Annotated in this window: 13 protein-coding genes; 10 read left to right on the plus strand and 3 right to left on the minus strand. The window is 71.9% G+C overall.

The window, feature by feature from the left end; genetic code table 11:
• The 5 genes from HTZ82_RS31090 to HTZ82_RS31110 form a co-directional block, all read left to right on the plus strand.
• Positions 1 to 801: Hsp70 family protein (locus HTZ82_RS31090; RefSeq protein WP_175412751.1), on the plus strand; the 801-nt coding region annotated here is incomplete at its 5' end.
• On the plus strand, positions 798 to 1,466 hold the full coding sequence (gene grpE / locus HTZ82_RS31095; RefSeq protein ID WP_175412752.1) for a nucleotide exchange factor GrpE: 669 nt from the start codon (positions 798 to 800) through the stop codon (positions 1,464 to 1,466). The genes HTZ82_RS31090 and grpE, both read left to right, overlap by 4 nt.
• A gap of 75 nt (positions 1,467 to 1,541) precedes the next feature.
• Positions 1,542 to 2,726: a molecular chaperone DnaJ gene (dnaJ, locus tag HTZ82_RS31100; protein WP_175412753.1), complete on the plus strand. Its 1,185-nt coding sequence runs from the start codon at positions 1,542 to 1,544 to the stop codon at positions 2,724 to 2,726.
• A gap of 4 nt (positions 2,727 to 2,730) precedes the next feature.
• Positions 2,731 to 3,186, plus strand: coding sequence for a heat shock protein transcriptional repressor HspR (locus tag HTZ82_RS31105; RefSeq protein ID WP_175412754.1), 456 nt, complete (start codon positions 2,731 to 2,733; stop codon positions 3,184 to 3,186).
• Positions 3,187 to 3,251: 65 nt separating this feature from the next.
• The gene (locus HTZ82_RS31110; RefSeq protein ID WP_175412755.1) at positions 3,252 to 3,911 is read left to right on the plus strand and encodes a DUF4232 domain-containing protein; all 660 of its coding nucleotides are present in this window, start codon (positions 3,252 to 3,254) and stop codon (positions 3,909 to 3,911) included.
• Between the two features lie 102 nt (positions 3,912 to 4,013).
• Here HTZ82_RS31110 and HTZ82_RS31115 read toward each other — a convergent pair whose 3' ends face one another.
• Positions 4,014 to 5,090, minus strand: a complete 1,077-nt coding sequence (locus HTZ82_RS31115) for a helix-turn-helix transcriptional regulator (protein ID WP_254712248.1) — start codon at positions 5,088 to 5,090, stop codon at positions 4,014 to 4,016.
• A 409-nt stretch (positions 5,091 to 5,499) separates the two neighbouring features.
• Between HTZ82_RS31115 and HTZ82_RS31120 the strand changes: the two genes are divergently transcribed.
• Positions 5,500 to 5,817 (plus strand): (2Fe-2S)-binding protein, encoded by a 318-nt coding sequence (locus HTZ82_RS31120; protein ID WP_175412756.1) that lies wholly within the window; start codon positions 5,500 to 5,502, stop codon positions 5,815 to 5,817.
• A 149-nt stretch (positions 5,818 to 5,966) separates the two neighbouring features.
• On the opposite strand, the gene HTZ82_RS31125 is transcribed toward HTZ82_RS31120, so the two are convergent.
• On the minus strand, positions 5,967 to 6,380 hold the full coding sequence (locus tag HTZ82_RS31125) for a pyridoxamine 5'-phosphate oxidase family protein (RefSeq protein WP_175412757.1): 414 nt from the start codon (positions 6,378 to 6,380) through the stop codon (positions 5,967 to 5,969).
• 121 nt (positions 6,381 to 6,501) lie between these two features.
• Here HTZ82_RS31125 and clpB point away from each other — a divergent pair, with 121 nt between their 5' ends.
• Positions 6,502 to 9,102, plus strand: coding sequence for an ATP-dependent chaperone ClpB (gene clpB / locus HTZ82_RS31130; RefSeq protein WP_175412758.1), 2,601 nt, complete (start codon positions 6,502 to 6,504; stop codon positions 9,100 to 9,102).
• A gap of 198 nt (positions 9,103 to 9,300) precedes the next feature.
• The gene (locus HTZ82_RS31135) at positions 9,301 to 9,846 is read left to right on the plus strand and encodes a YbjN domain-containing protein (RefSeq protein WP_175412759.1); all 546 of its coding nucleotides are present in this window, start codon (positions 9,301 to 9,303) and stop codon (positions 9,844 to 9,846) included.
• A 61-nt stretch (positions 9,847 to 9,907) separates the two neighbouring features.
• Here the strand turns inward: HTZ82_RS31135 and HTZ82_RS31140 are convergent, their stop codons facing one another.
• Entirely contained in the window at positions 9,908 to 11,089 is a 1,182-nt protein-coding gene (locus HTZ82_RS31140; protein WP_375540880.1) for a pyridoxal phosphate-dependent aminotransferase, read from the minus strand.
• 150 nt (positions 11,090 to 11,239) lie between these two features.
• Here HTZ82_RS31140 and HTZ82_RS31145 point away from each other — a divergent pair, with 150 nt between their 5' ends.
• Both HTZ82_RS31145 and HTZ82_RS31150 read left to right on the plus strand, forming a co-directional pair.
• The gene (locus tag HTZ82_RS31145; protein ID WP_175412761.1) at positions 11,240 to 11,662 is read left to right on the plus strand and encodes a hypothetical protein; all 423 of its coding nucleotides are present in this window, start codon (positions 11,240 to 11,242) and stop codon (positions 11,660 to 11,662) included.
• An 88-nt stretch (positions 11,663 to 11,750) separates the two neighbouring features.
• Positions 11,751 to 11,987 carry a hypothetical protein gene (locus HTZ82_RS31150; protein ID WP_175412762.1) on the plus strand — a complete coding sequence of 79 codons (237 nt, stop codon included), beginning with the start codon at positions 11,751 to 11,753 and terminating at the stop codon, positions 11,985 to 11,987.
• Positions 11,988 to 12,163: the final 176 nt, after the last annotated feature.

Consider the following 12,163-nt stretch of genomic DNA (forward strand, 5'->3'; position numbering starts at 1 on the left):
AAGGGTGAGGTCAAGGACGTCCTGCTCCTCGACGTGACCCCGCTGTCCCTCGGTATCGAGACCAAGGGCGGCATCATGACGAAGCTCATCGAGCGCAACACCACGATCCCGACGAAGCGCTCCGAGATCTTCACGACGGCCGAGGACAACCAGCCGTCGGTGCAGATCCAGGTCTACCAGGGCGAGCGCGAGATCGCCGCGTACAACAAGAAGCTCGGCATGTTCGAGCTGACCGGTCTGCCGCCGGCGCCCCGTGGCGTCCCGCAGATCGAGGTCGCCTTCGACATCGACGCCAACGGCATCATGCACGTGACCGCGAAGGACCTGGGCACGGGCAAGGAGCAGAAGATGACCGTCACCGGCGGCTCCTCGCTGCCGCAGGACGAGGTCAACCGGATGCGCGAGGAGGCCGAGAAGTACGCGGAGGAGGACCACAAGCGCCGCGAGGCCGCCGAGAGCCGCAACCAGGGCGAGCAGCTCGTCTACCAGACCGAGAAGTTCCTCGCCGACAACGCCGACAAGGTGCCCGGTGAGATCAAGACCGAGGTCGAGACGGCGGTGAACGAGCTCAAGGAGAAGCTGAAGGGCGAGGACACCGCGGAGATCCGCACCGCCACCGAGAAGGTCGCGGCCGTTTCCCAGAAGCTCGGCCAGGCCATGTACGCCGACGCGCAGGCCGCCCAGGGCGCGGCCGGCGGTGCCGGGGCCGGCGCCGGTGCCGGCGCGGGCGCCAAGGCCGACGACGACGTGATCGACGCCGAGATCGTCGACGACGAGAAGCCGAAGGGTGGCGCCGCATGACGGAGGAGACCCCGGGCTTCGAGGAGAAGCCCGACGTCCCCTCCGGCGCCGCTGACGACGCCGCCGAGGCCGCTGCCGAGACCTCTTCCACGGAGGAGGGCTCGGCGGCCCCGGCAGGGGACGCGAACCAGACCGGCACGACCGACCAGGCGGCCGGCCTGACCGCCCAGCTGGACCAGGTGCGCACCGCGCTCTCCGAGCGCACCGCGGACCTCCAGCGGCTCCAGGCCGAGTACCAGAACTACCGCCGCCGGGTCGAGCGCGACCGCGTCGCCGTCAAGGAGGTCGCCGTCGCGAACCTGCTCGGCGAGCTGCTGCCGGTGCTCGACGACATCGGCCGGGCCCGTGAGCACGGCGAGCTGGTGGGCGGCTTCAAGTCGGTCGCCGAGTCGCTGGAGACCGTGGTCGCCAAGATGGGCCTCCAGCAGTTCGGCAAGGAGGGCGAGCCCTTCGACCCGACCGTGCACGAGGCGCTGATGCACTCGTACGCGCCGGACGTCACCGAGACGACCTGCGTGGCGATCCTTCAGCCGGGGTACCGGATCGGCGAGCGGACCATCCGTCCCGCGCGTGTCGCCGTCGCCGAGCCCCAGCCGGGCGCCGCGTCGGCGCCCAAGGAAGAGAAGTCGGCCGACGAGGAGAGCGGTGGCCCCGAAGAGGGCTGACAGCCGCGGGGCCGGCGGTCCCAGGACCGCCGGCCCCGGCGCTGACGCAGTGATCGTCCGGGAGGAGGGACGTCGATGAGTACGAAGGACTTCGTCGAGAAGGACTACTACAAGGTCCTCGGCGTCCCCAAGGACGCCACCGAGGCCGAGATCAAGAAGGCGTACCGGAAGCTCGCCCGCGAGTACCACCCGGACGCCAACAAGGGCGACGCGAGTGCCGAGGCCCGCTTCAAGGAGATCTCCGAGGCGAACGACGTCCTCGGCGACCCCAAGAAGCGCAAGGAGTACGACGAGGCCCGCGCGCTCTTCGGCAACGGCGGCTTCCGTCCCGGACCGGGTGGTGCGGGCGGCACGTTCAACTTCGACCTGGGCGACCTCTTCGGAGGCGGCGCGCCGGGCGGCGGTCCGGGCGGTGCCGGGGCCGGCGGCTTCGGCGGCGGGCTCGGGGACGTGTTCGGCGGGCTGTTCAACCGCGGCGCCGGCACCCGTACGCAGCCGCGGCGGGGCCAGGACATCGAGTCCGAGGTGACGCTCAGCTTCACCGAGGCGGTGGACGGGGCCACGGTCCCGCTCCGGATGTCCAGCCAGCAGCCGTGCCAGGCCTGCTCCGGCACCGGCGACAAGAACGGCACGCCGCGCGTGTGCCCGACGTGCGTCGGCACCGGGCAGATCTCGCGCGGCGGCAGCGGCTCGTTCTCGCTGACCGACCCGTGCGTGGACTGCAAGGGCCGCGGGCTCATCGCCCAGGATCCCTGCGAGGTCTGCCACGGCAGCGGCCGCGCCAAGTCGTCGCGCACCATGCAGGTCCGCATCCCGGCGGGCGTCTCCGACGGGCAGCGGATCCGGCTGCGCGGCAAGGGCGCGCCCGGCGAGCGGGGCGGCCCGGCCGGCGACCTGTACGTGGTCGTCCATGTCGACGCCCACCCCGTGTTCGGCCGCAGGGGCGACAACCTCACCGTCACGGTGCCCGTCTCGTTCGCCGAGGCGGCCCTGGGCGGCGAGATCAAGGTGCCGACGCTCGGCGGGCCCCCGGTCACGCTGAAGATCCCGGCCGGCACACCCAACGGCCGTACGATGCGCGCCCGGGGCAAGGGCGCCACCCGCAAGGACGGTACGCGCGGGGACCTCCTGGTCACCGTGGAGGTCGCCGTGCCGAAGGAGCTGGACGACAAGGCGCGCGACGCTCTGGAGGCGTACCGTCAGGCGACCGTGGGCGACGACCCGCGGGCGGAGCTGTTCCAGGCCGCGAAGGGGGCTTGACGCAATGGACCCACGCCGACGCAACCCGTACGAACTGACCGACGAGACGCCCGTCTACGTCATCTCGGTGGCCGCCCAGCTCAGCGGTCTGCACCCGCAGACGCTGCGCCAGTACGACAGGCTGGGTCTGGTCTCCCCGGACCGTACCGCCGGGCGCGGCCGGCGCTACTCGGCCCGTGACATCGAGCTGCTCCGGCAGGTGCAGCAGCTGTCGCAGGACGAGGGCATCAACCTGGCCGGAATCAAGCGCATCATCGAACTGGAGAACCAGGTCACCGCGCTGGAGGCCCGGGTGGCCGAGCTGACATCGGCGCTGGAGGGCGCGGCGGTGGCGATGCGTCAGCGCGAGGCCCAGGTCCACGCCTCGTACCGGCGTGACCTGGTGCCGTATCAGGACGTGCAGCAGACCAGTGCGTTGGTGGTGTGGCGGCCGGGCGGCAAGCGCGGCGGCGGCGAATAGATCCCTGCTTGTGCGGTGGTGGGCCCCCTCCTCGGAGGGGGCCTTTCGCGTGCCATGATCCGTGCATGCGTACGAGGGGGAGCAGGGCGGTTGTGGCGGTGGCGGCGCTCGTGGTGGCGGCCGCGGGGTGCGGCACGAGCGGGGCGGGCTCAGGCTCCGGCCCCGGCTCAGGCGGTTCGGGGGCGGGGGCCGTGGCGCCGGGGGCTCCGACGCCGGGCCTGGTGATGCCGTCGACGCTGCCGACCCGGCCTTCCGACATGTCCCTGTGGCCGACCGAGGCGCCCGAACCCGAGGGGCCCTGTCCCGCGTCGGGGGTGCGGGTCTCGCTGGGCATCACCGACGGGGCGCTGGGGCTGCGGGCGATGGGCGTGCTGCTCGACAACTGCGGTACGCGGCCGTTCGAGGTGAGCGGCTACCCGGACGTCGCCGTGCTCGACGAGCGGCGCGAGGACCTGGAGGTGACCGTGCGGCGCGGTACCGAGGCGGCAGGCGGCACGGCGCGCCCCACGAGGATCGTGCTGCGCCCGGGGCAGCGGGCCCAGGCGTCGGTGATGTGGCGGAACACGGTGACCCGCGCGGACGTGCCGGCGACGAGCGGCGCGTATCTGCGCGTGCGGCCGGCGCCGGGCGTCGAGCCCCAGACGGTCGCCCCGCACGACGGCCCGATGGACCTGGGCAACACCGGCGCGGTGGACGTCACGCCCTGGCAGCTCGCGGAACGCTGACCACCGGGCCGCCCGGCCGCCCGGGCCGCCCGGCCACCGAGGACCACTCGCCCGGCCGCCCAGCCGCCCAGCCGCCCGGCCGGCCGCGCAGGGCGTCCGCGCTCAGTCGCAGGAGGCGGACTGGTCGTGCCCGCGGGCCTGTTCCGGCTCCTCCGCGGGGCACCCCGTACCCGGCGCGGACAGGCAGCCGCCCGCCTCGTCGTCCAGGATCCCGGAACGGGCGATGAGATAGCCGAGCTGGGCCCGGCTGCCGCTGCCCAGCGTGGACGCGAGCTTCGCGATGTGGGCGCGGCACGTCCGTACGTTCATCCCGAGGCGGCGGGCGATGGCCTCGTCCACGTGCCCCTCGACCAGCAGCTTGGCGATGGACCGCTGGATGCCGCTGATGCCGCCCCGCGCGGGGGCGTACGAGACGACCTCCTCCTCCCACGGGATGCCGTGCAGCCAGAACTGCTCGAAGACGCCCACGAGGTACTGCACAAGACCCTCGTGGCGCAGTTCCAGGGCGACTTGGCGGTCGCTGCGCGCCGGTATGAACGCTATCTTCCGGTCGACGATGATGAGCCGGTCGATGATCTCCTCAAGGGTGCGGACCTCCAGCCCGTACGGCATGATCCGCTCGACGTACCCCATCGTCGCCGAGTGGTGGCGGGCGGTGTGCTGGTAGAGGGTGCGCATCCGGACGCCGCGGTCGAGGAGCGGCTCGACCCGGCGCAGCCCCGCCTTCACGGTCTCCGGCCTGCGGCCGCTGCCGGGCTGGACGGTGAGCAGCTCGACCGAGCACTCCTCCATCACGCGGTCGAGCTGGGAGTTGATGACGGCGAGGCCCTCCAGGACGTTGATGGCGGCGGAGGGCGTGGAGGTCGCCGTGGTGATCGTCATGAACGGCTCGAATGCATCGGCCAACGACAGGGCGCGCTGCCGCCGCTGCTGGATCTCCCGCTCTATGGGGTGTATCAGCTGGTTGAGGGCGATGGACGGAGGCACGGGCCGCAGCAGCTGGGGGTCGTCCGGGTCGGGGCAGAGCAGGGCGAGGTCGATCAGGCAGGGCGCCGCGTCGACGATTTCGGAGCGGGCTATCCGGCCGGCGCGCAGGGCGGCCGCGTACAGGTGCTTTCCGGCTTCGCACAGCTCGTCATGAGTGTGCCCGGTTTCCGGATCATCCACCTCTGACCGCATTTGCACCCCCCTCAGGGTCCTGTATTTCAGGAACATGATGCCTGGACTGGCTGGTGGAAGTGTTCGGAGTGAGCCATCGTCATAGGCGCGGGGGAGGAGGTAAGGACAAAAAGAGGTGGAGATCGTCCATGACCAGGATGGTTCGTGCACTTAGCGCCATAGCTGTCGCCGCCGCGGCCACGCTGGGTGCCGTCGCAGCCAGCGGGGAGCCGACGTGGGAGAGCACCGCCGCAGGCAGTGTCGCCGCGGGCGAGCCCACGTGGGATGCCGGACCCGCGAGCCCGCGCGAACCCACTTGGGAGGTCGCACCCGAGCGTGTGAGCGATCCCACTTGGGAGATCGCCCCCGCCGGTGCCGCCGACGGGACCGGTGAGCCTACCTGGGAGACCGCTCCTGCGGGTGTCGCGGCATGAACGTCCCCGATGACCCCCGCTTCCGGCGCGAGATGGCGTCCGCCTACCGTTCCGGGTGGCACTTCATCGACCTCGTCACCGCTGTGCCGCAAGGTGGCGATTCGTTGATGGTCACTCTCTTCGGTGAGCCCATCGTCATCACGCGCGGAGACGATGAGGACATCCGCGCCTACCGGTGCCTGCGCCGGCCCCGGGGTGCCCCGCAGCCCGTCCGCTGCGCCATTCGCTACGGAATGATTTTCGTCAACCTCGACCAGCGCGACCACCAGCTCGTCGGGGCCGAGACCACCACCGCCACCCCCCGCAGCGCCTGAGCGATCCCCCCGTCGTTGTAGATCGCTCAGGTGCTTCCCCCACACAGCGGCGCCATCGTGGACCTGAAACACGATGGCGCCGCTGTGCTTTTCGCATGCGTACGGGCTTCCGTACGGGCTTCCGTACGGACTTCGTCGCCTGCGTACGGTCAGGCGCGGCCCATCGCCCGCGTGAGGGTGATCTCGATGACGACCCGGTCCGGGTTCGGCGCCGGCGTCCGCCCGTAGCGCTCCGCGTACCGCGCGACCGCGTCCGCGACGGCCTCCGGCTCCGTACGGATCACGGCGCGGCCCTCCAGCGTGGCCCAGCGGCCCTCGGCCACCTGGCAGACGGCGACGCGCGCGCCCTCCGGGCCGGCCGCGAGGACGTTGGCGACCTTCCGGCTGTGCTTGTTGGTGATCACCCGGGCGATGCCCTTCCCGCCGCCCTCGGGGTCGTACGTCACACCCACCGGCACCACGTGCGGGGAGCCGTCCTGGCGGGGCGTGGTCAGCGTGCACATATGGCGCTCGCGCCAGAAGCTGACATAGGAGTCGTCGGGGTCGCGCAGGTCGATGGCCATGGGCCGGAACCTACCGGTGGCTGCTGGCACCAGCCACATTGAGTGCAGTAGACTCAACTTTGTGGACGTTGGCCGAGGCAGGCCATAGACCCAGCGCCATAGCCAGGAGGAGAGGCAGTACGTGGACGCCGAGCTGACCAACAAGAGCCGGGAAGCGCTCAACGCCGCCACCAGCCGCGCCGTGTCCGACGGGCACGCCGATCTGACCCCCGCGCACCTGCTGCTGGCCCTGCTCTCCGGCCAGGACAACGAGAACCTGATCGACCTGCTCGCCGCCGTCGAGGCCGACCAGGCCGCCGTGCGCTCCGGCACCGAGCGGCTGCTCGCCGCCCTGCCCAGCGTCACCGGCTCCACGGTCGCGCCGCCGCAGCCCAACCGCGAGCTGCTCGCCGTCATCGCCGACGCCCAGGCCCGCGCCCGCGAGCTGGGCGACGCGTACCTGTCCACGGAGCACCTGCTCATCGGCATCGCCGCCAAGGGCGGCCAGGCCGGCGAACTGCTCACGCGGCAGGGCGCGAGCGCGAAGAAGCTGCTGGACGCCTTCACCAAGGCCCGCGGCAGCCGCCGCGTGACGACCCCCGACCCCGAGGGGCAGTACAAGGCCCTGGAGAAGTTCGGCACGGACTTCACGGCCGCCGCCCGCGAAGGCAAGCTCGACCCGGTGATCGGCCGCGACCAGGAGATCCGCCGCGTCGTGCAGGTGCTGTCCCGCCGCACCAAGAACAACCCCGTCCTCATCGGTGAGCCCGGCGTCGGCAAGACCGCCGTCGTCGAGGGGCTCGCCCAGCGGATCGTCAAGGGCGACGTCCCCGAGTCGCTGAAGAACAAGCGGCTCGTCGCCCTCGACCTCGGCGCGATGGTCGCCGGCGCCAAGTACCGCGGCGAGTTCGAGGAGCGCCTGAAGACCGTCCTGTCCGAGATCAAGGAGAGCGACGGCCAGATCATCACCTTCATCGACGAACTGCACACCGTCGTCGGCGCGGGCGCCGGCGGCGACTCCGCCATGGACGCGGGCAACATGCTGAAGCCCATGCTGGCCCGCGGCGAGCTGCGCATGGTCGGCGCCACGACCCTCGACGAGTACCGGGAGCGCATCGAGAAGGACCCCGCCCTGGAGCGCCGCTTCCAGCAGGTCCTGGTCGCCGAGCCGACCGTCGAGGACACCATCGCCATCCTGCGCGGCCTCAAGGGCCGGTACGAGGCGCACCACAAGGTCCAGATCGCGGACTCGGCGCTGGTCGCCGCCGCCACGCTCTCCGACCGGTACATCACGTCGCGCTTCCTCCCCGACAAGGCGATCGACCTCGTCGACGAGGCCGCGTCCCGCCTCCGTATGGAGATCGACTCGTCGCCCGTCGAGATCGACGAGCTGCAGCGCGCCGTCGACCGGCTCCGCATGGAGGAGCTGGCGCTGAAGAACGAGACGGACCCCGCCTCCGTGGAGCGCCTGGAGAAGCTGCGCCGTGACCTCGCGGACAAGGAGGAGGAGCTGCGCGGCCTCACCGCCCGCTGGGAGAAGGAGAAGCAGGGCCTCAACCGCGTCGGCGAGCTGAAGGAGCAGCTCGACGACCTGCGCGGCCAGGCCGAACGCGCCCAGCGCGACGGCGACTTCGACACGGCGTCCAAGCTGCTGTACGGGGAGATCCCGGCCGTCGAGCGCGAACTGGCCGCCGCGACGGAGGCCGAGCAGGAGGCCGCGAAGGACACCATGGTCAAGGAGGAGGTCGGCCCCGACGACATCGCGGACGTGGTCGGCTCCTGGACCGGCATCCCCGCCGGGCGCCTCCTGGAGGGCGAGACCCAGAAGCTGCTCCGCATGGAGGACGAGCTGGGCAGGCGCCTCATCGGCCAGAAGGAGGCCGTCCAGGCGGTGTCGGACGCCGTCCGCCGCACCCGCGCGGGCATCGCGGACCCCGACCGGCCCACCGGCTCGTTCCTCTTCCTCGGCCCGACGGGCGTCGGCAAGACCGAGCTGGCGAAGGCACTCGCGGACTTCCTCTTCGACGACGAGCGGGCCATGGTCCGCATCGACATGTCGGAGTACGGCGAGAAGCACAGCGTCGCCCGGCTCGTCGGCGCGCCCCCCGGCTACGTCGGCTACGAGGAGGGCGGCCAGCTCACGGAGGCGGTGCGCCGCCGCCCGTACAGCGTGATCCTGCTGGACGAGGTCGAGAAGGCCCACCCGGAGGTCTTCGACATCCTCCTCCAGGTCCTGGACGACGGCCGTCTGACGGACGGCCAGGGCCGGACGGTCGACTTCCGCAACACCATCCTGGTGCTGACGTCGAACCTCGGCAGCCAGTTCCTGGTCGAGCCGACGACGAGCGAGACGGAGAAGCGCGAGCAGGTCCTGGAGGTGGTCCGCACCTCCTTCAAGCCGGAGTTCCTGAACCGCCTCGACGACATCGTCGTCTTCTCGGCCCTCACGCGGGACGAGCTGGCGCGGATCGCCCGCCTCCAGATCGCCCGCCTGTCCGCCCGCCTCGCGGAGCGCCGGCTCACCCTGGACGTCACCCCGGCCGCCCTGGACTGGCTCGCCGACGAGGGCAACGACCCCGCGTACGGCGCCCGCCCGCTGCGCCGCCTCGTCCAGACGGCCATCGGCGACCGGCTCGCCAAGGAGATCCTGGCGGGCGAGGTCAAGGACGGCGACACGGTCCGCGTGGACCGCGGGGACGGGGGGCTGGTGGTGGGGCGGGCGGCGACCGCGAAGACGCTGTAGCCGCCTCGGGTGGTGTGAGGCCGCCGGCAGGGGCGCGCAGAACAGTGCCGCCGGCACGGCCGGCAGCCGTCGGCGGGGCTGCTCCTCCGCCATGGGCCGAGATCATGTCAGCCCGCAGCGGATCGCCGCCGGGCGGGCTTGCCAGCCCCCGCCCGCGATGGGAGAGGATGGCGGCATCCGTACGAAGGGAATTACCCGGTGACCATCGACCCGTCCTCGATTCCGAACTTCGGGGGCCAGCCCCAGCCCCAGCCACAGGCCGCAGGACCGGCGGGCCCCGTCGTCCCCGATCAGGACCTGGTGAAGCAGCTCCTCGAGCAGATGGAGCTCAAGTACGTCGTCGACGACGAGGGCGACCTCGCGGCGCCGTGGGAGGACTTCCGTACCTACTTCATGTTCCGCGGGGAGGCGGAGCAGCAGGTCTTCTCGGTCCGTACCTTCTACGACCGCCCGCACCCGGTCGAGGACCGGGCGAAGATCCTGGAGACCATCGACGACTGGAACCGCCGCACGCTGTGGCCCAAGGTCTACAGCCACCTCCACGAGGACGAGCAGGGCGGCGCCACGGTCCGGCTCATCGGTGAGGCGCAGATGCTCATCGGTACGGGTGTGAGCCTGGAGCACTTCGTGTCGTCGACCGTGAGCTGGGTCCGCGCGTCGATCGAGTTCGACAAGTGGATTGTGGAGCAGCTCGGCCTGGAGCCCGGCGAGTCCGGCGAGTCCGGCGACGGCGACGAGGCCTGAGCCCAGGGGTCCCAGGGGCTCCCAGGGGTCCGTACGACAGGACCGTGACGCGGCCGCGTCGTCAGAGCCGCGCGAGCCGGGCCGCCGCCTCGCGCAACACGGGCTCGGTCTTGCAGAAGGCGAACCGGATCATGGTCCGCCCCGCGTCGGCATGGTCGTAGAAGACCTGGTTCGGGATCGCGACCACACCGCAGCGCTCGGGCAGCGAGCGGCAGAACGTCACGCCGTCCTTCTCGCCCAGGGCGGCGATGTCCGTGGTGATGAAGTACGTGCCGCGCGGCAGGAACACGTCGAAGCCGGCGGCGCGCAGCCCCTCGGCGAGGATGTCGCGCTTGGCGCGCATGCCGGCGCGGAAGTCCTCGAAGTACTGCTCCGGGAACCGCAGCGCCTCCGCCATCGCGTACTGGAACGGTCCGGACGCGACGTACGTCAGGAACTGCTTGGTCGTGCGCACGGCGGTCGTCAGATCCGGCGGTCCGGTCAGCCAGCCGACCTTCCAGCCGGTGAACGAGAACGTCTTCCCGGCCGACGAGATCGTCACCGTACGCTCCCGCATCCCCGGGAACGTCGCGATCGGGATGTGCTCGGCGTCGTCGAAGACGAGGTGCTCGTACACCTCGTCCGTGACGACCAGCAGGTCCCGCTCGACGGCGAGGGCCGCGACGGCCGCCAGTTCGTCGCGGGTGAGGACGGTGCCGGTGGGGTTGTGGGGGGTGTTGAGGAGGATGAGCCGAGTGCGGTCGGTGACGGCGGCCCGCAGCTCGTCCAGGTCGAGCACGAAGCGGGCCTCGGCCGCGTCCGGGCGCAGCGTGACCGGAACGCGGGTGCCGCCCGCCATCGCGATGCACGCGGCGTACGAGTCGTAGTACGGCTCCAGGGCGATCACCTCGTCGCCCGGCTCGACGAGGGCCAGCAGGCTCGCGGCGATGGCCTCGGTCGCCCCGGCCGTGACCAGGACCTCCGTGTCGGAGTCGTACGACAGGCCGTACCGCTGCGACTGGTGGGCGGCGATCGCGGTGCGCAGCTCGGGGACGCCGGGGCCCGGCGGGTACTGGTTGCCGCGCCCGTCGCGCAGGGCACGCACGGCCGCCTCCCTGATCTCCTCGGGGCCGTCGGTGTCGGGGAAGCCCTGGCCCAGGTTGATGGATCCGGTGGCGGCGGCGAGGGCGGACATCTCCGCGAAGATCGTCGTTCCGAACCCGGCGAGGCGGCGGTTGAGCGGTGCTCGGTTCATGGCCGCCATCCTGAGCCGAACGCGCCGGCACCTCAAGCGCGCGTGCCCGTGCGTGTCCGGGACGAACCTCTGGCCTCCCTCAAGTCGGCTTTGGGCGGAGCGGGGCGGGGGGATGCCCTCGGCACACACTACGAGGGACGAGGCAGGGAGGCGTGGGACATGGACTGGGAGCTGGAAGAAGGCGCCAGAGTGGTGGACGAGGAGGGGAACGTCCTCGTGGAGGGCGGCGGAGGCCCGGACGAGGCCTGGGAGTTGCTGAGCGTGGTCGGCGTCGCGCTGCCGGTGCTGTTCGGCGTGGTGTTCCTCGCCATCGCGGGAACGATCATCTGGAAGCTCGCGACCGGCCGGGCGGGCAGTCCGGTGAGGCGAGGGCGGCGGCACGGGACGCCGGCGTCGTCCGGTGGCTGGTGGGCGGGCTCCCCGCACGGTGGCGGGGCGGGTGACGGCGGCCTCGGGACCGACTCGGGGTGCGGCTCGTCCCCGTCCTCGTGCTCGTCCTCGTCTTCGTGCTCGTCCCCATCTCCGTCTTCGTGCTCGTCGTCCTCCAGCTCGTGCGGGGGCGGCGGCGGTTCGTCGGACTGAACCTCTGGAGTTCCTCAATTCGGATTTGGCCGGAGGCGGCCGGGGGCATCCCCTCCTCACACACGACACGGGGGACGGTGAACCACCCATGGCATTCGTACTGATCTTCGGTGGTATCGCGCTGCTGCTCATCGCGCTGGCGGCAGCCAACGGGCGTTCCGGCGGGCGTCGTCGCCGTAGCTCCGCGTCCGGCGGCTCCTCGTCCGGCGGCGGAGGCTGGTGGGCCGGTGGCAGCGACGGCGGCGGCTGCGGGGGCTCCTCCGCCTCCTCCTGCGGCGGAGGAGGAGGCGGAGGGGGCGGCGGCTGCGGTGGTGGCGGCTCCTGAGAAGGCGGGCGGCATGGCCGGAGCGGTCGTGGTGATCAGCGCGCTGGTGCTCGTCGGGATGGGGCTGCTCGCCCTGACCGGCGGAGGGGGCCGGGGTTAGCGGACCGGACAGCGGGACGCGGAGACGGCTGACACGGGGCAGCCGGTCCGCTCCGGGGCAAGGGCGCCCGGCGGTG

Origin of the sequence: Streptomyces sp. TRM64462 (genome assembly GCF_013362995.1) — a bacterium.
Taxonomy (GTDB): domain Bacteria; phylum Actinomycetota; class Actinomycetes; order Streptomycetales; family Streptomycetaceae; genus Streptomyces.

Bases quoted from the DNA above. Each gene is read 5' to 3' on its own strand.
- HTZ82_RS31145 (WP_175412761.1), top strand. From the start codon at position 11,240: ATGGACTGGGAGCTGGAAGAAGGCGCCAGAGTGGTGGACGAGGAGGGG.
- dnaJ (WP_175412753.1), top strand. From the start codon at position 1,542: ATGAGTACGAAGGACTTCGTCGAGAAGGACTACTACAAGGTCCTCGGC.
- HTZ82_RS31125 (WP_175412757.1), bottom strand. From the start codon at position 6,380: ATGGCCATCGACCTGCGCGACCCCGACGACTCCTATGTCAGCTTCTGG.
- HTZ82_RS31105 (WP_175412754.1), top strand. From the start codon at position 2,731: ATGGACCCACGCCGACGCAACCCGTACGAACTGACCGACGAGACGCCC.
- HTZ82_RS31110 (WP_175412755.1), top strand. From the start codon at position 3,252: ATGCGTACGAGGGGGAGCAGGGCGGTTGTGGCGGTGGCGGCGCTCGTG.
- HTZ82_RS31140 (WP_375540880.1), bottom strand. From the start codon at position 11,089: ATGGCGGCCATGAACCGAGCACCGCTCAACCGCCGCCTCGCCGGGTTC.
- HTZ82_RS31150 (WP_175412762.1), top strand. From the start codon at position 11,751: ATGGCATTCGTACTGATCTTCGGTGGTATCGCGCTGCTGCTCATCGCG.
- HTZ82_RS31115 (WP_254712248.1), bottom strand. From the start codon at position 5,090: ATGCGGTCAGAGGTGGATGATCCGGAAACCGGGCACACTCATGACGAG.
- HTZ82_RS31120 (WP_175412756.1), top strand. From the start codon at position 5,500: ATGAACGTCCCCGATGACCCCCGCTTCCGGCGCGAGATGGCGTCCGCC.
- grpE (WP_175412752.1), top strand. From the start codon at position 798: ATGACGGAGGAGACCCCGGGCTTCGAGGAGAAGCCCGACGTCCCCTCC.